This is a genomic window from Phaeobacter sp. HF9A (assembly GCF_011806385.1).
Classification (GTDB): Bacteria; Pseudomonadota; Alphaproteobacteria; order Rhodobacterales; family Rhodobacteraceae; genus Epibacterium.
In genome coordinates this window covers 37,510-53,801 of record NZ_JAATOX010000015.1, presented here as the reverse complement: position 1 = coordinate 53,801, position 16,292 = coordinate 37,510, and the positions used below count along the sequence as shown (strand labels likewise).

The 16,292-nt window shown below is 58.0% G+C and carries 24 protein-coding genes and 2 pseudogenes; 6 read left to right on the top strand and 20 right to left on the bottom strand.

The features are described from left to right. Positions 1 to 499 (top strand): annotated as a pseudogene (gene ugpC, locus HCZ87_RS04780) (sn-glycerol-3-phosphate ABC transporter ATP-binding protein UgpC); the annotation flags it as partial. Between the two features lie 73 nt (positions 500 to 572). Here ugpC and HCZ87_RS04775 read toward each other — a convergent pair. From HCZ87_RS04775 to HCZ87_RS04695, 17 genes and pseudogenes are all read right to left on the bottom strand, one after another. Beyond that, positions 573 to 1,409, bottom strand: coding sequence for a hypothetical protein (locus HCZ87_RS04775; protein ID WP_167642625.1), 837 nt, complete (start codon positions 1,407 to 1,409; stop codon positions 573 to 575). A 123-nt stretch (positions 1,410 to 1,532) separates the two neighbouring features. Continuing rightward, positions 1,533 to 2,048, bottom strand: a complete 516-nt coding sequence (locus tag HCZ87_RS04770) for a hypothetical protein (RefSeq protein WP_175582155.1) — start codon at positions 2,046 to 2,048, stop codon at positions 1,533 to 1,535. Positions 2,049 to 2,116: 68 nt separating this feature from the next. Further along, positions 2,117 to 2,734, bottom strand: coding sequence for a phage terminase large subunit family protein (locus HCZ87_RS04765; RefSeq protein WP_368484083.1), 618 nt, complete (start codon positions 2,732 to 2,734; stop codon positions 2,117 to 2,119). Next, the gene (locus tag HCZ87_RS04760) at positions 2,731 to 3,291 is read right to left on the bottom strand and encodes a terminase small subunit (RefSeq protein WP_167642624.1); all 561 of its coding nucleotides are present in this window, start codon (positions 3,289 to 3,291) and stop codon (positions 2,731 to 2,733) included. The genes HCZ87_RS04765 and HCZ87_RS04760 overlap by 4 nt, the downstream gene beginning before the upstream one ends. A gap of 171 nt (positions 3,292 to 3,462) precedes the next feature. After that, positions 3,463 to 3,846, bottom strand: a complete 384-nt coding sequence (locus HCZ87_RS04755; protein ID WP_167642623.1) for a bacteriophage spanin2 family protein — start codon at positions 3,844 to 3,846, stop codon at positions 3,463 to 3,465. Beyond that, complete coding sequence (locus HCZ87_RS04750; protein WP_217701942.1) at positions 3,846 to 4,574, bottom strand: lysozyme; 729 nt, start codon at positions 4,572 to 4,574, stop codon at positions 3,846 to 3,848. The genes HCZ87_RS04755 and HCZ87_RS04750 overlap by 1 nt, the downstream gene beginning before the upstream one ends. Positions 4,575 to 4,615: 41 nt before the next feature. Further along, a complete protein-coding gene (locus HCZ87_RS04745; RefSeq protein WP_167642622.1) occupies positions 4,616 to 4,852 on the bottom strand; it encodes a hypothetical protein in 237 nt (78 codons plus the stop codon). Positions 4,853 to 5,127: 275 nt separating this feature from the next. Next, the gene (locus HCZ87_RS04740; protein WP_167642621.1) at positions 5,128 to 5,922 is read right to left on the bottom strand and encodes a hypothetical protein; all 795 of its coding nucleotides are present in this window, start codon (positions 5,920 to 5,922) and stop codon (positions 5,128 to 5,130) included. 122 nt (positions 5,923 to 6,044) lie between these two features. After that, positions 6,045 to 6,802 (bottom strand): IS5 family transposase gene (locus HCZ87_RS04735; RefSeq protein ID WP_136720751.1). Its coding sequence is split into 2 segments (ribosomal slippage): positions 6,045 to 6,478 and positions 6,478 to 6,802, totalling 759 coding nucleotides; the frame shifts between segments, so codons are not numbered across the junction. A 163-nt stretch (positions 6,803 to 6,965) separates the two neighbouring features. Then, the gene (locus HCZ87_RS04730; protein WP_167642620.1) at positions 6,966 to 7,529 is read right to left on the bottom strand and encodes a hypothetical protein; all 564 of its coding nucleotides are present in this window, start codon (positions 7,527 to 7,529) and stop codon (positions 6,966 to 6,968) included. Positions 7,530 to 7,532: 3 nt separating this feature from the next. Beyond that, on the bottom strand, positions 7,533 to 7,946 hold the full coding sequence (locus HCZ87_RS04725; protein WP_167642619.1) for a DUF1064 domain-containing protein: 414 nt from the start codon (positions 7,944 to 7,946) through the stop codon (positions 7,533 to 7,535). Next, positions 7,943 to 8,371, bottom strand: a complete 429-nt coding sequence (locus HCZ87_RS04720; protein ID WP_167642618.1) for a hypothetical protein — start codon at positions 8,369 to 8,371, stop codon at positions 7,943 to 7,945. The genes HCZ87_RS04725 and HCZ87_RS04720 overlap by 4 nt, the downstream gene beginning before the upstream one ends. 5 nt (positions 8,372 to 8,376) lie before the next feature. Next, a complete protein-coding gene (locus tag HCZ87_RS20950; protein WP_167642628.1) occupies positions 8,377 to 8,664 on the bottom strand; it encodes a DUF2312 domain-containing protein in 288 nt (95 codons plus the stop codon). A 78-nt stretch (positions 8,665 to 8,742) separates the two neighbouring features. After that, positions 8,743 to 8,949 (bottom strand): annotated as a pseudogene (locus HCZ87_RS20945) (DNA translocase FtsK); the annotation flags it as partial. Continuing rightward, positions 8,942 to 9,241, bottom strand: a complete 300-nt coding sequence (locus HCZ87_RS04705; protein WP_167642617.1) for a hypothetical protein — start codon at positions 9,239 to 9,241, stop codon at positions 8,942 to 8,944. The pseudogene HCZ87_RS20945 and the gene HCZ87_RS04705, both read right to left, overlap by 8 nt. Further along, complete coding sequence (locus HCZ87_RS04700) at positions 9,238 to 10,233, bottom strand: helix-turn-helix domain-containing protein (protein ID WP_167642616.1); 996 nt, start codon at positions 10,231 to 10,233, stop codon at positions 9,238 to 9,240. Before HCZ87_RS04700 ends, HCZ87_RS04705 begins: the two co-directional genes overlap by 4 nt. Positions 10,234 to 10,441: 208 nt before the next feature. Next, positions 10,442 to 10,975, bottom strand: coding sequence for a class I SAM-dependent methyltransferase (locus tag HCZ87_RS04695; RefSeq protein ID WP_167642615.1), 534 nt, complete (start codon positions 10,973 to 10,975; stop codon positions 10,442 to 10,444). Between the two features lie 447 nt (positions 10,976 to 11,422). Here HCZ87_RS04695 and HCZ87_RS04690 point away from each other — a divergent pair, with 447 nt between their 5' ends. Beyond that, positions 11,423 to 11,917 carry a hypothetical protein gene (locus HCZ87_RS04690; protein ID WP_167642614.1) on the top strand — a complete coding sequence of 165 codons (495 nt, stop codon included), beginning with the start codon at positions 11,423 to 11,425 and terminating at the stop codon, positions 11,915 to 11,917. Positions 11,918 to 11,928: 11 nt separating this feature from the next. Here HCZ87_RS04690 and HCZ87_RS04685 read toward each other — a convergent pair whose 3' ends face one another. After that, positions 11,929 to 12,252, bottom strand: coding sequence for a hypothetical protein (locus HCZ87_RS04685; protein WP_167642613.1), 324 nt, complete (start codon positions 12,250 to 12,252; stop codon positions 11,929 to 11,931). Next, the gene (locus HCZ87_RS04680) at positions 12,249 to 12,461 is read right to left on the bottom strand and encodes a hypothetical protein (protein ID WP_167642612.1); all 213 of its coding nucleotides are present in this window, start codon (positions 12,459 to 12,461) and stop codon (positions 12,249 to 12,251) included. Before HCZ87_RS04680 ends, HCZ87_RS04685 begins: the two co-directional genes overlap by 4 nt. A gap of 86 nt (positions 12,462 to 12,547) precedes the next feature. On the opposite strand from HCZ87_RS04680, the gene HCZ87_RS04675 reads away from it, so the two are divergent. Further along, entirely contained in the window at positions 12,548 to 13,183 is a 636-nt protein-coding gene (locus HCZ87_RS04675) for a helix-turn-helix transcriptional regulator (RefSeq protein WP_167642627.1), read from the top strand. A gap of 219 nt (positions 13,184 to 13,402) precedes the next feature. Here the strand turns inward: HCZ87_RS04675 and HCZ87_RS04670 are convergent, their stop codons facing one another. Next, a complete protein-coding gene (locus tag HCZ87_RS04670; protein WP_167642611.1) occupies positions 13,403 to 14,209 on the bottom strand; it encodes a hypothetical protein in 807 nt (268 codons plus the stop codon). A 432-nt stretch (positions 14,210 to 14,641) separates the two neighbouring features. Here HCZ87_RS04670 and HCZ87_RS04665 point away from each other — a divergent pair, with 432 nt between their 5' ends. From HCZ87_RS04665 to HCZ87_RS04655, 3 genes are all read left to right on the top strand, one after another. Next, positions 14,642 to 14,911: a hypothetical protein gene (locus HCZ87_RS04665; protein ID WP_167642610.1), complete on the top strand. Its 270-nt coding sequence runs from the start codon at positions 14,642 to 14,644 to the stop codon at positions 14,909 to 14,911. A 230-nt stretch (positions 14,912 to 15,141) separates the two neighbouring features. Beyond that, positions 15,142 to 15,444 (top strand): hypothetical protein, encoded by a 303-nt coding sequence (locus HCZ87_RS04660; RefSeq protein WP_167642609.1) that lies wholly within the window; start codon positions 15,142 to 15,144, stop codon positions 15,442 to 15,444. A 142-nt stretch (positions 15,445 to 15,586) separates the two neighbouring features. Then, a complete protein-coding gene (locus HCZ87_RS04655) occupies positions 15,587 to 16,276 on the top strand; it encodes a hypothetical protein (RefSeq protein ID WP_167642608.1) in 690 nt (229 codons plus the stop codon). Positions 16,277 to 16,292: the final 16 nt, after the last annotated feature.

The following is a 16,292-nucleotide window of genomic DNA, read 5'->3' as shown; positions in this document are numbered from 1 at the left end:
TGGCGTGACCTCGGTCTATGTGACCCACGATCAGGTCGAAGCCATGACCATGGCGGATCGCATCATTGTGCTGAACGCCGGTCGGGTGGAACAAATCGGCACCCCGACCGAAATCTACGAGCATCCCGCCTCCACCTTTGTGGCCGGGTTTATGGGCGCCCCGCCGATGAACCTGCTGACCGCGCAGATCACCGGTGGCAGCTTGCAGCTGGACGCGCAGACAACCCTGCCGATCACTGCGCCGGCGGCGGCCAATGGCAGCGTGCTGGTCGGCTTCCGGCCCGAAGATGTGCAGCTTGGCGGTGATGGCTCCACCGTGTTGCATGTCGAAATCATCGAAGAGCTCGGCGCCAATCGTCTGCTGCATGGCACCGTCGGCGGTCAGGCCTTCTCGCTCAGCGTTGGCAAGGATGAACAGGCCAGCACCGGCCCGCAGGCGATCACCCTGCCCGAGGATCGCGTGCATTTCTTCCAGCCCGACAGCGGCACCCGGATCTGAGCAGTCATCCACGACTCAAAAAGCCGACCGCAGCATATGCGGTCGGCTTTTCTGTTTGGAGCGAGGGTCTTCTTCAGACCTTTGCCGGCGGCGGGCCGAGTTTCTTGCGCCATTCCGCGATCGCCTTGATGCGGGTGGTCATTTTCCCATTGAGATCAAGCATATCCTTCATGGTCTTCATCTTCTTGACGTCCGCTGAACCGGCCCCTTTGGAGGCCCAATCCGACATCGCCTTAAAGATTGCATCGGCTGTTTTCTTCTCGGTGCTGCCGGCGGGGTAAAGCTTGGCGATATTGCCCACGTTCTGATTGATGTCGCGCGCGGCCTTGAGGATGTTTTCTGAGAAGAACTTCAATGCCTCCGCCTCGTCGCCGTTGGAATTGCGCTGGTTCTGGGCCACAAACAGCGCGCCTTTCTTCAGCGTTGCATCCAGGTTCTTGCCCAACACATTGAGCGAGCGCACCGCGTCGGTCATCTCCTTGCCTTGTTTGCCGACGATCTTCTTGTTGAGGTTATATTGCGCCTCGCCACTGCTGACGATCGCCTCCAGATCCTTTTCCAGCACGTTCAGACTGTCGAGCTTCATCTTGGATCCGGTTTTCTTCAACTCCGCCTTCCAGGCCGTGTCGATCACCTTGACGTAAGCCGCGCAGGATTTCTTGGCCGCCGAGAGCGCCTTGCTAAGATCTTCCAGCGCTTTCAACTGCTTGTCCAACGGGTCCTTCTTGTCCCGCTTGCCAGCAACATAGGCGTCAAAGGCTTTGTCCATCGCCTTGAAGCTACTGGCGGGTCCGCTTTGACCGATGGATTTCATGAATCCGTCGCTTGGTTTTTTTGACTTGGTGTTCTTTTCAAACGCTTTTTTCGCGCGATCCCACTCCGCGGCCCAATGTCCTGCTTCAACAGCCATCCTGTTCCTCCTTAGCGATGTCCTGAGGGCTGACCGAGGCGAAATTGCCCCGCGCCGTCCCATGTCTCGGCAAGTAGTACGAGCGGCGCCTGCGTTTCCGTCGCGGCGCTTTACGAAAAAAGATCACGTCCGACGAAAGCAGGCGATGGGTACATGATGCGCGGCGGCCACAAGAAAAGCCGGCGGTTTTTCAACCAGCGGCTTTCTCAAGCAAAACAATGCTTTGCGATGGTACCCAAGGCCGACCGAAATCTCGAACGGCTCCCAGCGCGTGACCGTGACAAGGTTCGGCTGACCTTCCCGAATTTCCTCGCTGATAGTGATCACCCGATAGCCAACCGAGACGTGCTGCCGGACGCCATCGACGATGTCTTGAAAGATCTCGCTGGCGCGGGCGCTCTTGCCGAACCGAACAACAGCGCGCCCGACGCCGTCGGAATCGACGCGCGCAATTTGCACAACGCCGACCTGATCGTCCCAATTGTGCCCGACCAATACCGCACCGCCGTCAAGCAGACGGTCGAGAACCACGGCATCAGCGTCATGGGAAAGCACTTCATCGCCAAACCAGCGCCGCACCGGCGTCGTGCTCGAGAAGGCAAGCTCGACCGTGCGCGCCTCGACGTTGATTTCGCGCACCTAACCCATGCGGCGCATCGCACCGCCTTCACTGCGCGCGTTGATTTGCTCGGCAGTGACTTCACGGGTCAAAGACCGTCCGATAACGTCACTCGCCTTTGTCGGGGTCTGGGTCGGCGTCTGGATCGGTTTCTCCGGTGCCGGTTTTGGCTGGCTGTCCCCTGCCCTGACCTGCCCCGCATGGTTTTGGGCGATCCCGACCAGCTAAACATAAGGAACCCGCCGGGGTAGCTCTTCATTCGCTGATTGTTGACGCCATGCCGCGCCCGGGGCTTGGCGAGCACCTCAGCCAAGCCGTCGTTTTCCTCGACCAGCGGATTAAATTTGGTCTCGAGCCACGTCGTCAAGTCGCCCTGGCTGGGCTGCATCATCATTTGGGAAACAGGATTGAACCCGATCCGAAACGCCTGTGCGGCAAGCGCGGTCTGCGTCTTGCCAACCTGCGCGCCCCACATGAGCGAGATCCGATTGCAGCGCGGATCTGCCGTCATGTCGATGACTTCGCGCTGATACCGCGCGTTGTCGAACCGCATCGGCCCCGGCACCGCATTGCCGATGGGAATTTTGATATTCTGTTCAGCCCACTCCGACGGCTTTAGGTCAGGTGGCGGGCGTAGAAACGCCCGGGCGCGCCGGGTGCTGCGGACAAGCGCCCGCGCATTGGAGAAATCAGCCCGGGCGTTCACTCACTGTCCGCCCCCTCGTCGCCATCTTCCTCGTCGTCTTCGACTTCAAGATCGGTTTCGTGGAGCAGGTCGGAATCCGACAGAACCAAGAGGATCTGATCAACTTCGTCGATCAGCACCTCTTTCATCTTGGTCTCGTCGCTCTCGCCGATCAGGCGGCGCGCGGCACGGCTGGGCAGCACATTGCGAAATCCCGCCCGCACTTCGCCAAATGCCTTTGTCATGGCGCGGTCGAATTGATCGACGGGCACAAGCTCGTTTCGAGCCTTCGATAGATCAAGCTCGGCTTGCTCGGTCTCGGCTCTCAGCTTGCGTAGGATCAATTCGTCTTTCGTGGCCGGACCAGACTCAACAGCCTGTGCGTGAATATCGTCGTCGCGCCAATTCCGAACCTTGGCAGTGTTGAATTGCCAAGCGCGCCCCCGCGCGCCGCGCTGGATCACCGGGCAACCACGGCGCACCCAATCGTCAATGGTCGGCAACGCAACGCCGTTGATGTTGGCAAGATCAGCGCGGTTTACTACCTGCCCCTTATATTGCTTATTATTATCAGACACTTGAGGCCCTTTCGGTAAATTTCAGCCAAACCTCGGCACGGGTGCCGACTTTATGTCTCAAAGCGAGTTTGTCGTTTTCACTCAATCGCTTACGCGATCTATATAATAAACAACCCCATCACCCGGCGGCACGCACACATAAATTTCGGCGCATCTGCATACCCACAGACGTCACCCCCCGGGGAAGGACCCGCGAAAGGGTCTGGAGACCAGAGCAAACAGCCCGGCGCCGATCTGTCCTGGCGTCGGCATCAGCCAGCCCAGCAGGGTCACAAGCAAGAACCACGGCGGCGGATCTTCGCGGACAATGATGGTCTGGACGCTCTCAGTCCTGACACGGGTGTCACCTGCGCTCTGCTCGATCGTGCGTGCTTTGGTGCCTTCGATCTGTTGATCCGTGACGGTTGTGCGCCCGACGGTCTGGGCATTGGTGCGCCCGGCCTGGACGTTCGCGGCAATGCTGGGCCCGCTGCCGATTGCCCCGCCCACGACCCCGGCAACTTTGGAGCAAGAGCCCAGAGCAGCGCAGATCAACAGAAGGGACAGCCAGCGCATCAGGTCAGCCCCTTGAGGCAAAGCGCTTGTTTGCTGTCGGCGCGGCGATTGGCGAGCCCGCGCACACGTTGGCCGCCTGCGATGACCCAGCGGCGCAGTTCATCACACGCGGCGCGATACCTGCCCGCATTGGCAAGCCGCATCATGGTCGAGCGACAGACAGACGGCGCACCAACGTTATAGGCCAGTTCCAGCATGGAGGCCTGAACGCCTGGCGGGATGTTCGTGTTTGTCATGCAAGGCCGGATTTCGGCATAGAACGCGCGAACGTCACGCTCGAGCCGTTCGACACAATCGGCCATGGTCGCGGTGTCGCCCATCTGGACGCCATGCGTGTCGCCAAAGCAGATCGTCGGCACGCCCACGATATCGCGGTAAGCCTCGAGCCTGACGCCTTCCCACTTGGCGACGAACGGCGTCGCAAGGGCAAGGACAAGCGCACCAACTCCAAGCCCGACCGCTGCCCGTGATCGGATCGCGCCGCTTGTGTCCCGCCGGAACTCTGCCAGCATGTCCGACAGCCCCGCCTGTGCGATCAAACGTGCCGGAATTGCAAGCGCGTTGACCACCAAAGCCCCCGCCGCAAAGATCACCGGATCGATACCCAACAGGCCCGGTGAAACAAACGATAGGAACACCGGCACCGCCGACAGAAGGCAGGCCAGGACAATCAATCTGATCGACCACGCACCTTTCGCGGTTTGTTTCCAGTTTTGAATGAGTTGCATGGCAAAATCTCCTTTCGCCCCAGATCGGGGCACTACCCCGGTTACCTGCGGTGAAGGATGTCGCGGATCTCGCGCACGTCCGTTCTGACGTCTGCGAGTGCCTCGCGGTCTTCGTCTCGCTGCCGGTCACGATCTTCCAGCGACCGTTGCAGCATTTCGATCTGTTTTTGATTGGTGAAGATACGGCGCACCAACCAGATACTGCCGGACGCCACGCCGGTGATCCCAGTCACCGCAAGCCCGGTGGATGCCTGTTCAATGCGTTCGATAAGCGACATGCGCGACCCTCTGCCCGTTTTGGGCAACGTCGCGCGTTTAGATCGTCGGTTCCTCTGGCGGTTTTTCTTTGGCTGTGTTCGTAGTGCTTATTGAAATGAAAGAGCTCGAATCGACTGGTCACACGCAAGGGCTTTGATGCTGTCACCGCCCCGCAGGCATCGCTGTGTTAAACAGATTGGTCAAAAGGGAGTTCGGACCTGTAAGAAATTCATTATCAAATACAGCACTGCGCATGAGGCAAAGGTTTGACAAAAGGATTTAACTCTCGATCCCTTCAATCCTTCTTGTGTTTTGCACCTTTTTCAGGATCGGCCCATGCACTTTTTGCTATCAGTGACTCGACTCTTTTCTCTACCACTTTCAAACGTTGCTCTTGCTCGCGCAGCATATCTTGAAATATTTTCTGTCCAGCAGATCTCATCCCTTTAAGTTCATTGAACACTAGGACGTCATCATCGGATACAATAGATGGGGGCATATCTTTGTGTCGAGGTTCGTGAAGATCGTAACCTGAGCGATTTAGTAGTTTGCGATCACGCTCAATGTCGCGTGAAAAATAGGCAACATCAGTCAAGATTTCCTGAACCTTTTGCCTTACGGGTTCTATCGGGCGGACTCGACCGTCATCTTTACAGTATTGAATTGGCCTATCTACTGTGTTGTCAAACTCACTCGCTTTGCCCCGAAGGTATTCTATTCTCTTTATTGTTGAATAATGATCGAAGAGGTTGTGGAATCCATTTCTAATCACATCGACTTCTTCTAAAAACGGAGCCATTGCTTTGTTTTGTATATCTATAGCTCGCAACGATTCAACCTTGTGACCGAGCCAGATAAAGAAGAACGCGGCGAGTATCAGAGCAACTTCCACGAGAGGTTGGTCCAAGAAATGCCCCACAGCTCTGGCAGCTTCATCAACTAGATGCCCAATCGTCCTGCTCTCACCAGAGCTAAGGTTACTAACGATTGAGTCGGCAGCCACAGTCATTAGCAGAAACGCGATACCAATGGGTATATTGATCGGCTTTCGCAGCACTGAAAGGAGCTTGTTCTTAAGAAATTCAACCATGCGATTCTAATCCCACAAATAGCTTACTGGTGTCCATAGGCATGAGGTGCCCCTCAGTGTTCAGAGCCAATATCGAAGGGAAACTGCGGCAGCCCACACTACCGGGTTGCTAGGGTCAGGATTCATAACCAATAAATGACGAGAGCCGCGAGCGCGATGGCAGAGAGAAACACCTTGGGGCAGCGGTCATAACGGGTCGCGACACGCCTCCAATCCTTAAGCCTACCGAACATGATTTCGATCCGGTTGCGACGCTTGTATCTGCGCTTGTCGTATTTGACCGGCGTTTTGCGTTTCTTCCTGCCTGGGATGCAGGCGCGTATCCCCTTGTCCTGTAACGCTTCTCTGAACCAGTCAGCATCATAGCCGCGATCCCCGAGCAGCCATTTGACCTTTGGCAGGCCGCGCAGCAGGGCCCTTGCGCCGATGTAATCGCTCACCTGTCCGGCGGTAACGAACAGGTCGATTGGTCGTCCCTTACTGTCGCAGATGGCGTGTAGCTTGGTGTTCATGCCGCCTTTGGTCCGACCGATCAGGCGGCCACGCCCCCCTTTTTGGCGGCCATGCTGGTCGCTGTTCGGTGGGCCTTCAGGTATGTTGCGTCGATCATCACGGTCGTTTTCTCACCGTGTTCCGCCGCCAGTCCGGCCATCATCCGCGCAAAGATGCCCTTTTCGCTCCAACGCTTCCAGCGGCTATAGAGCGTTTTATGCGGGCCATATTCCCGCGGCGCATCCCGCCAGCGCAAGCCATTGCGATTGATGAAGATAATCCCACTCAACACCCGTCTGTCATCGACCCTTGGCTTTCCGTGCGACTTTGGGAAGAAAGGCGCAAGTTTGCCCATTTGCTCATCGGTCAGCCAGAAAAGTTCACTCATGTCACCACTCCTTTTCGGAGCCGTGAATCATGCAGAGAGGCCGAAATCAATGCATCCTGACCCTAGATGATGATCGCAGGTCATACCTCGCTGGTGGGGATGAAATTCCTTATGCCTACTTCGCAAGAACAGCTGAGCATAACTGCAACGCTGGCAAAGGGTCTCAAATTTCGAGCCGCCTGCGCCAATAATCCGCCTGATCCAGCAGCCCTTGCGCGGTCTTTATTTCGATTCCCATGTCACGACCGATCTCGGCAACGGATGCGCCGGCGTCCCACTGGCGCAACGCGTGATCAGCCATGTACGCCTTGCGCAGCCCGTGGCAGCTCGGCAACTCAAGGATGCAGTTTGCGTGGCTGTGGCTGAGCTTTAGCGCAGTCTCAATCCCAATCATGGATGCGATCCGGTGATCCTCGGGGATGCTGCCCGGAACATAGAGCTGACGCCGCCATTTCCGCGCGCCGGTCGCCCGGGTGCCCTCGACCAGGCGCACCGCATTGCGGCGCCCGATAACCTCGGCAATCTCATGCACGCTCTCGGGTAGCGGCACATTGCGGCCCCGGCCGGCGGCAAACTCTGCCAGAGGATACCGGACCACAGCGGGTAAATCGGGCTGATACACCGCGGGAACAGATGCGGCGGGTTTCCTCTGCCCCGCGCGTTGCGCCTGGTCGAGCAGTTTGCGCAGGTTCGCCACTTCGTGTTTCAGATCATCGACAGTACCCATAGCTCAAACCTTTGCCCGTGTGACAAGGATCTCCATGCCCTGCGCTGCCAAGATCGCTTTCTTGAGCTTGAACACGTCAGTTTCGTGGCCTTTGCGATCCTCGATCACGGTCACGCCGAGGCGGTTGTCGACATAAACAAAGTCTGCGCGATAGACGCGCTGCTTTGCCCCGCTGTCGGTCATGATCGGGCCGTCACGTCCGGTCAGGCCGATATCGACCTGGCGACGCAGACCGCAGATTTCGCCTGCCTCCTGTAGCAGTTTCAATTCCTGCCAACGTTGGGCCTCTGTCTTGCTGTCATGGGTGATACCGTCTGCCGTGGTGGTCCGTTTGGTGCCGCGCACCCGGCGTTTATCTTCCCCTACCGAGGGGAGTTGGGCGTCCCTGTATTCCTCTGCTGTCATGCGTTTCGTCATTGCGATGCCTTTCTCTTCTTGGCCTCTGCCTCCATTCGTTCTCGAAGATCCTGCTCGAAGAACTGCGCGAGCGAGATTGTCTGAACCCACCCTCCTGTTTTGCCCGTGTCGGTGCTGCGCGACCGGCGCGGCAAGCCCATGACGCCGGCACGTGATCCAATCGCAGAGCGGTGCGAGTGTCCGAAATGCTGCGCCATTTCTGTCGAGTTGACCCCGGCGAGCCACATCCGGCGAAACGTCTCGTTGTCACAGAGCTGTTTGCGCACTTTCGCGCGGCTGGGCAGACCAAGTGTGCGCGCCTTGGAGCTGACCGCCTGCCGGGTCACGCCCAGCGCCTGGGCAATGCGTTCTGTTGGGATATCCTCGCGAGCCCATAGCGGAGCAAGCGTTTCACGGGTGATGTTCTTGAGGGGCTGTGCGGTCATGATGGTCACCCCATGCCCAGACATTCTTTGTACATATCGAGTACCGCCTCTTCCTCGGCGATATCGTTTTCATCGCGCTTGCGCAGGGCAATCAGCTTGCGCAGCACCTTGACGTCGTATCCACGCCCCTTGGCCTCTGCCATGACCTCTTTCTGTTGCTCGACAATGGCCTTCTTCTCTTCGTCCAGGCGCTCGAACCGTTCGACGAATTGGCGCAGCTCAGTCGCATTGGCCCGATAGGCGTTATCCTCGGCATTCTCCCTGACGGTGCGGTCTTCGGCGGTCTCCCGCATGTGGGTAACCTTCTGCCCAGCAATCTGGTCAGCAGCCATGGCGAACAGACGCGCCGGCACCTCGGTGGCGACGATCTCACGGCGTCCGACGTGATCAGATGCGGTCACCACGCCCAGCGCCTCGAGTGCCTCTATCAGGCGGGATGCTTTGTTGTACCCTATGGCGAGAGACCGCTGCACATGTGTCGTGCTGGCCTTTTGGTCCTCTATGAGGATCTGAGCCGCTTTCGCCAGGAGCGCGAAATCAACCGGGGTCTTTTGCAGTTCCTTGTATGCGTCAACCACGGCGCTTCCTTTCCTGTTCTGCTTTCAGGAGCTGACCGGCGAACTTAAGCGCGCTTGCCATATCTCCGGCATGTGGGTGTTGTTGTGGTTTCCGGCTCAACCAGTTCTGCGTTTGATGGGCCGCATAGATCTCATCGAGCGTGTTGAGCCGCGTCTTGCGCTCGACGGTAGACACCGGGCCTTTGCACGGTTGCGGGGCACGGATCATGCAATCACCGGCCACAAGGTCGACCGTGACAACCACAGCGCCGAAACGGTGCCCGTGTGTGGCAGGATCAGCGTGCACACTCATTGCGCCACCTCGAGCATTGCCCGTGCGTCTGCATCCGAAATCTCGAGCCCAGCGCGACGGCAGTCCTCGGCGGTCACGGTACGGGCGGCGAGGCACTTGGTGACCGTGTCGCGGCTGATCTTGCCGAACATGAAATGCCCGGAACCAGCCTTGCCAACCTCACGGATCGTCTTGCCCCACTGCTCGGCGAATGCAGCCGCGTCAGCGCTGGGCGTGGATTTCTGGGCCGGGATGTAAGCCCGCCAGAAGTCATCCGCGAAGAAACGCTCGCTGCGCCGGATGTACCTCGGATCATTGCCCTGCTGCTCGGCGGCATAGGCGCGGGCAGCGTCGAGGATCTGGTCAGATGTGGCACCGTTGGTCAGGGCCTTGCTGATCGCCTTGTGAGTTGCCTGCGCTGTCCCCAGCTTGGGAAACACGCGCTCGAACTCCTTCAACAAATCATCAAGCGTGGGCGCGGGTTCAGCCGCGCAACTTGTTTGTTTTTCTTTTTGTTTGTTGTTCTTTCTTATGGGGCCGGTTTTTCCGGCGGGCGGGGTCAACCGGCGGGCGGGTTTTTCCGGCTCACGGTGAGAGGGTTCGACCGGCTGCGCACCGGTAGCCGGTTTTTCCGGCTCACGGTGATTTCCGCTTTCCCCCGCATCTTGTGGCTCGCTGCCCCCGGCTGACACTGCATCTGGTGCCTGCGGTTCGTCGAACACTTCCCAGATATAGCCCTCCAAGCGCCCGTTTTCGCCGTTCCTGGCGTGAACGCGGAGATAGCCCGCCTCGATCACCTCGCGGCGGATGCGCTGCCACTTGTCTTTTTTGCAGCCAAGAATCCGCTGGCATTCGGAAACGTAGAACGTCCAACTGTCGCTGCACGACATGATGTAGCAAAGCAGGAGCCGCGCCTCTGGCGAGATCTCCACGTCGCGGATCAGAGCGTTCGGGATTGTCGAGAATGCGGTACGGCGGCGAATGCTGACCGATGCCTCTTTCCTGGCCGTCATGACCGCCCCCTGACCTGCGCCCAGATCTGCGCCCAAAACCGAAGGGTGAAAGCGCGGTGATCCCGCGCCGACTGAGGTTTCGGCGGATCTCTCAGGATGCCGTGTGTGATCTCTCGCGCGCGCATCGTCGCGGCGTTCTCAAGCCGGGTGTCGCGCCGCTCCTTTGCGGCCTTCACGGCTGCGCAGGCCTGCTCTCTGGGATTCATGCTCATGCCCTCCCTATAAATTCGGTGCGCCCGTGGTCCTCTGCTGTGAACAGATGCCAGGCGCAGTTGTCTTTTCCGGTGTGCTTGCTGCCCTCGATCCATTTGACCCGCCCGACCGAGACGATCTTGCGGCAATGGCGCAGGTAGGGCTTTGCCTGCTGGGTGTGGCTCCAATCCGCATCGAACAGCAGCCACGTCGGGCTGATCTGAACGCAACGCATGATCAGTGGATGCAGGATCTCGCGCGACCAGGGCGGGTTGGTGATAATGAAATCTAGGGGTCGCAGCGGGCGTTGCAGGGGCAGCCAACACAGGGCGTCTCCCTGCCCTACGTCCCCGCGCCCCGGATTGATATCGACTGCCTCAGCGCACGCCCCGCCGATCCTCCGCAGATGGTCGATCAGCTTGCCGTTGCCGGCGCAGGGCTCAGCGAACCGAAACCGGGCGGGCAGATGATGCTTAAGGACCGGGACCGCGTTCCAGGGCGTGCGATACAGATCGTTCTTGCGGCGTTTGAAAGAGCTGCGCTTACCCATGGGCGGCACCTCCTGAGAATAGCTGACGGTGACGGGGTGGCCCGCCTCTGGCGCCCGCCCGCGCCCCGGTGAACGTGCTTGTCAGGCTCCAATTGACCCTCAGGCCGCGCCGGGTCCTGACGCCAGCACGTTCTTGGTGTTCCGCTGTCCCGTGATGTTCAGCGGGGAAGTATCCCGGCGCGCGTTCGCAATTGATGGAAAAACCGCCAGAGGCGCAGGTAAACGAATCGCCGGATGCTTGGGGTTCGTGCAATCGTGGGATGCGCGGCGGGGTTGCAGCCCCACCGCGCGCATTCATCCCGCCAACAGAACAGGAGACAGCAGGATGAAAGCTGTTGAACCGCGTGGAGCGGCATTCAAAACCATTAATCATTTGCGCCAGCCCCCTCGAAACGAGGCAGGACGGACGCTGGCCACGTACACCTCTCGCGCGAAGGATGCGAGCTGATGGGTATCACGCTGGACACCGCGAAAGCCGCGCTGGATCTTACGACTTCTGGCGCAACGACAATCCAAGCGATCTTCGGAACTATCCGGGCGCTCGAGAAGAACGCGCAGACGCCGCAAGCGACACCAGAACCGGAGATCGCGGGTGCCCTCGAAACCTTGAAAACACAGGTACTCGAGGCGCAAGAGCAGAACATAGCGCTGCGCAAGGCGGTACTCGAACTTGAGCAGGAGTGCCTCGAGCTGAAACGCGCAACGGACAAGTTTAAGGGCTACGAACTGTGGAAAACGCCCGCTGGGCATCTGGTCTACAAATCGGGCGCAGGCATAGAGCCCGTCCACTACCTTTGTCCCAGCTGCTATGACGCAGGAATTAAATCGATCCTGCACGGCAATGGCGCATTGAAGGCCTGCAAGCACAACTCGCATCATGGCAGCTTTCGATTTGAGCCGCGAAACCCAAATTCGGGCTGGGCTGCAAAACGGCGCAGGTGACCGCAGCCCGCTCATGCCGCCACCTCGGTAGCCTGCGCAAAAAACTCAGGCGCGCCGGGGTCAGTCAGCATGACGAGCAACGCGATATGACTGGCGGGGGCTGTGACGGCACCCCACCAGTTCAGTGCGGTTTGAAATGATACATCGCAGAACAGCGCCACCTCGCGCGGGCTGTGGAACCGTGCACGGAAGTATGACGACCAAAGATCAGGCGCGCTGACCTTTAGGGCGTGGGGGTCAAACTGATTTGACCAAGACTTTTGCCCAGCGCCACGCACATCATCACCGCATGGCACATCATTGTTCACAATCAGAGTTAGCCGCGGGCGGTTCATGCGACCACCTCTGGTGCGTCCGCAGGTGCGGGATTGTCGGCCATGTAGCGGCGGATCTTGTCCACGGTGTGCAGCGTCGGGCTGGACTGCCCCGCCTTCCACGCTTTCCACTGGCGCCAGTTGGCGCCGATGGCTTGACGCAGGATGTGCTGCGGGCTTCGGCCAACAGCAGCCGCATAGGCTGTGATCTCTTCGAGAAACTGTTCCATGCCCCTTAATGGGGTTTATTTACCCCATCAGTCAAGGGTCATTTTACGCCATGCGCGACGCTCAACAATGGGGTAATTTACCCCTCATGCAACAGACGTTTAGGGACGCATTTCTTGCGGCGATCAAAACCACCGGCAAATCTATGCGACAGGTCGCTCTGGACGCAGGCGTTTCCTATGAGCAACTCAAAAATCTCTCGCAGGGCAAGAGTAAGTCAACCAACGTTGACGATGCCATCCGCATAGCTGCATCCTTTGGGGCCAGCCTCGAAAGCTTCTTGGAAGGGAATACCGCCCCCTCTGTTCGCCCTACTATCGCCATCGCGGGCACAGTTGGCGCGGGAGCGCAGGTTCCGGTGTTCGATGCCTACCCGAAAGGTGGTGGCCCGCAGGTGGAATGCCCTCCAGGCCTGTCCCCGCATGGCATCGTTGCTGTTGAGGTTGAGGGAGACAGTATGGAGCCGGTTTATTCGGACAGGGACTTGTTGTTTTACAGCCGAAACGGTCACGACAGCGTTCCATCGGACATCATCGGACATCGCTGTGTCTGCGAAGACGAGGACGGCATGGGGTGGGTCAAACAAGTAAAGGCCGGAGACGAACCCGGCCTATTCCATCTTATCTCATTGAATCCCGGCGCGAACAATATCTGGAACATACGCCTAAAATGGGCAGCTCGGGTCCAGCTCCACTGGCCAGCCGACTTGGCCAAAAAGGCATGAAACATCCCTTCATGCGTCACGTCTAGATCGAGCTGCTTGGCGGCTATGCGCAGTTAGCGAAATTTGCAAAGTCGCACTACTGCTTGGATCCTTTATTGACTGCTTGGATAATCAATGCACTAAAGAAGATTTTTGCATTGGTTCGCATTTTTTATAATTTCTGAGATTGGTCAACCTTAACGCTGGAGCAGACTGTTATTTTTCAGTGACCGGATTTACCTATCCAAGATCGAACCCAGTTGCCATCGGAATAGAGCTTTCAGGTGCCCGCCATGTTATTTTTCTCCCTGCCTGTGGAACATGCAAGGAAAATGACGTTTCATTCCCCCCTAAATTCACAGTGTATGCCCCTTCATCCGGCTTATTCCAGAGCCATTTTACCGTTCTACCCTCGCTCCCAACTTCATTAGCACTCAGCGGCTTCCGAAAGGACTTGAGATACGTTCCAAATGTTCGATAGTGCCGAGTTATCAGATAGGGCAAAGCAAAGCCGCCTACACCGTTTCGATTCTGAAGAACGACTTCAAAGAAGGCGTCCAGATTTGAGGCGTATGTATTGGATGTTTCGGGCCGCCCCTCTTCACCCATCCACACAACACCCATTTGCATGTCGAATGTCTCTTGGGGACCAGCATGTTTGACCTCCTGGAAACTCTCGAATGCACTCTTGCTGCCGATCCAGCAAGAGTGCTTCTGTCGAACAACTTGACCATCTGCAATCTTGTAAAGTTTGAATTCACTTTGTGAAGCTAGCAGGAAATCGACCGATTTTCGTTTATTCTTGTGGAACTCCAACAGATATTTTTTCACATCTTCGACGGAGGCGTTACCATACACATGTTCAATGGCTTCATACCCGAACTTGACAACCCCTGCGAAAGCAATTGTTAGATCTGAAGAAATTGGCAACACCTTGAGGGTAAAGTTTGAGAAATTGTCGGCCTTCACGTCCAGTGGGTCAGTGGATTTGGTATCAGAAAAAAATGATATTTGCGCCTTCTCTCTAGTTGCATAAATTAGAGTCATTCTTTTCTTCTCTTTCATTAATTCTGGCGGTTACTGGAGGAAGAGATATTCCTCTAGATGTCCTGAACATTGGTTTTGTCGAGGTAAGCGTGACGGCCCTCGTGTGTAAAATACCGCGAAACTTCTATGTCGGCACTACGAAAAGCTCAGGGTTATTTCCCATTCGCTTCATGCTTACAGACCCATTAAGCGTGCGGTTCGCAATATGTATGCTAATTTGATCACTGGCAACACGGTTGATGTCGCGGCGTTTCCATCAGATCCAGAATCTGACGTTGCAGGGCTTCTGCGGGAAGGTCAGCTCAGGGCTGGAACAGCCCACCCCGGCTCTTGATGAGTCTGCAAGCATCGAGTGGGGTTTTTTTACCCCGGGCACCTTGACGGGGTAATTTTACCCCATTACGGTCACTTCATCAACCGATGGAGGATTGAATGCAAGACCTTACCCAAACCGCTCGACAGATCGCCGGCTCGCCCGAGGAGCACCTCGACGAAATCCACCTGTTCACATCCGCATGGGCCACGATGAAGGCGGCGCGCGGCCAGGGCTTCAACCCTGCGCGCTTGCGTCCCCAGCATCTTATTGAACGCCCAGCGCCCACACCAGAACCGACCGATATGGTTCTGGATCGTGTCGGCCAGAAGGTCCGCGCGATCATGGATGAACGGGGTATCCTGCCGCACCGCCGCCATGCGGCGTAGCGCCCGGCGTTCCCGAAACGCCCCTCCGTTCTTTGCGACCTGCGCGGCGCATATCGGGCAACCCCCACGGGCACCACCCGCCCCACCCTGATACAGAACGCGGCAAGGATTTGAGGATTGGCTTTGCCGCGCATTCCAGAGGTTTCGCACCCGTCTTGCGGTGCGGATCGGGCGCGGGCGGTTCAATCCTCCAAATTGCACGCCGCCCGCGCATTTTCCCGAGAGACAGCATGACTCCTTACACTGCCGCACAGACGCTCAACGCAACGCCTCTACTCGACCGCGCCCGCACGTTTCGTGATCTTGGCGGCAACATCTGGCGCCCTGATCATGACCCTTGGGTTTATGAGGAAATGCTCTGGATGGTGGAGTTGCTCGGCATCCGCGTCGACGCTCCCACAAGGGGGCAGGCGATTTCGCTTTGGATCAAGACGGCCAAAGACCGCGTCACCAAGCGCGCGACCGACGGTCGCCCAGATTGCCCCTTTAACGGCCAATGCCCAGCGCCAGACAAGATCCCCGTCGAGGCGTGAAACCTGCCTACTACGAACTGACGGGGAGTTCTGCCTCCCCGTCCCTTTCTCACACCCTGTGGCTTTGGCCACAGCGGCCGGGGCTGTCTCCGCCACTCACGCAAACAAGCGCGCCCCGGGCAAAATTACAAAGGTGATCCACATGGCAAAGATTCTGATCGGTTGTGAAACCAGCGGCATCGCCCGGCGCGCCTTTGAGGCCCGTGGCCACGACGTATGGTCTTGCGACATTGAAGCGGCAGAGGATGGCTCGAACCGACATATCCGCTGCGACATTCGCGACGGCATCCTTGACGAGGGCTGGGATCTTTTGACCGTGATGCACCCGCCCTGCACACGCCTTTGCCGCTCTGGACGCCGATGGATGAGCGGCCCCGGCAAGTGGACACGGCCCCGTCAGCTCCCCAAGGGAAAGACCTGGCAAGATATGCGCAACGAGTTCGAGGAGGGCGTCAGCATCTTCACTGCTTGTTGGCGCGCTCCAATTGATCGGGTAGCTATCGAAAACCCGGTTATGAACGACCTTGCCAAAGATCGAATGCCCACCGACTTGCCAGAACCGCACCTTGTGCAGCCGTTTTGGTTCGGCGAGCCGATCTACAAGGCAACGGGATGGTATCTGCGGGGCCTCTCCCCCTTAGTTGCTACCGACCACCTTATTGAGCCTGAGCGGGGCTCAGAGGCCTGGAAGGAGTGGAGTCGCATCCACCGCCTGCCGCCCAGCGCTGAGCGCGCGCGCCTCCGAAGCCGCTCCTTTCCCGGAATGATGCAGGCCGCCGCCCATCAATGGGGCGATGAGGCATCCGCACGACATGCCGCAGCTGCGGCTTAGTTCGATCGAAGTCTAT

Bases quoted from the DNA above. Each gene is read 5' to 3' on its own strand.
- HCZ87_RS04700 (WP_167642616.1), bottom strand. From the start codon at position 10,233: ATGACGGCCAGGAAAGAGGCATCGGTCAGCATTCGCCGCCGTACCGCA.
- HCZ87_RS04670 (WP_167642611.1), bottom strand. From the start codon at position 14,209: ATGACTCTAATTTATGCAACTAGAGAGAAGGCGCAAATATCATTTTTT.
- HCZ87_RS04660 (WP_167642609.1), top strand. From the start codon at position 15,142: ATGACTCCTTACACTGCCGCACAGACGCTCAACGCAACGCCTCTACTC.
- HCZ87_RS04655 (WP_167642608.1), top strand. From the start codon at position 15,587: ATGGCAAAGATTCTGATCGGTTGTGAAACCAGCGGCATCGCCCGGCGC.
- HCZ87_RS04705 (WP_167642617.1), bottom strand. From the start codon at position 9,241: ATGAGTGTGCACGCTGATCCTGCCACACACGGGCACCGTTTCGGCGCT.
- HCZ87_RS04755 (WP_167642623.1), bottom strand. From the start codon at position 3,846: ATGCGCTGGCTGTCCCTTCTGTTGATCTGCGCTGCTCTGGGCTCTTGC.
- HCZ87_RS04665 (WP_167642610.1), top strand. From the start codon at position 14,642: ATGCAAGACCTTACCCAAACCGCTCGACAGATCGCCGGCTCGCCCGAG.
- HCZ87_RS04680 (WP_167642612.1), bottom strand. From the start codon at position 12,461: ATGGAACAGTTTCTCGAAGAGATCACAGCCTATGCGGCTGCTGTTGGC.
- HCZ87_RS04745 (WP_167642622.1), bottom strand. From the start codon at position 4,852: ATGTCGCTTATCGAACGCATTGAACAGGCATCCACCGGGCTTGCGGTG.
- HCZ87_RS04720 (WP_167642618.1), bottom strand. From the start codon at position 8,371: ATGACCGCACAGCCCCTCAAGAACATCACCCGTGAAACGCTTGCTCCG.
- HCZ87_RS04695 (WP_167642615.1), bottom strand. From the start codon at position 10,975: ATGGGTAAGCGCAGCTCTTTCAAACGCCGCAAGAACGATCTGTATCGC.
- HCZ87_RS04730 (WP_167642620.1), bottom strand. From the start codon at position 7,529: ATGGGTACTGTCGATGATCTGAAACACGAAGTGGCGAACCTGCGCAAA.
- HCZ87_RS04740 (WP_167642621.1), bottom strand. From the start codon at position 5,922: ATGGTTGAATTTCTTAAGAACAAGCTCCTTTCAGTGCTGCGAAAGCCG.
- HCZ87_RS04750 (WP_217701942.1), bottom strand. From the start codon at position 4,574: ATGCAACTCATTCAAAACTGGAAACAAACCGCGAAAGGTGCGTGGTCG.
- HCZ87_RS04775 (WP_167642625.1), bottom strand. From the start codon at position 1,409: ATGGCTGTTGAAGCAGGACATTGGGCCGCGGAGTGGGATCGCGCGAAA.
- HCZ87_RS20950 (WP_167642628.1), bottom strand. From the start codon at position 8,664: ATGCGGGAGACCGCCGAAGACCGCACCGTCAGGGAGAATGCCGAGGAT.
- HCZ87_RS04685 (WP_167642613.1), bottom strand. From the start codon at position 12,252: ATGAACCGCCCGCGGCTAACTCTGATTGTGAACAATGATGTGCCATGC.
- HCZ87_RS04690 (WP_167642614.1), top strand. From the start codon at position 11,423: ATGGGTATCACGCTGGACACCGCGAAAGCCGCGCTGGATCTTACGACT.
- HCZ87_RS04725 (WP_167642619.1), bottom strand. From the start codon at position 7,946: ATGACGAAACGCATGACAGCAGAGGAATACAGGGACGCCCAACTCCCC.
- HCZ87_RS04675 (WP_167642627.1), top strand. From the start codon at position 12,548: ATGCAACAGACGTTTAGGGACGCATTTCTTGCGGCGATCAAAACCACC.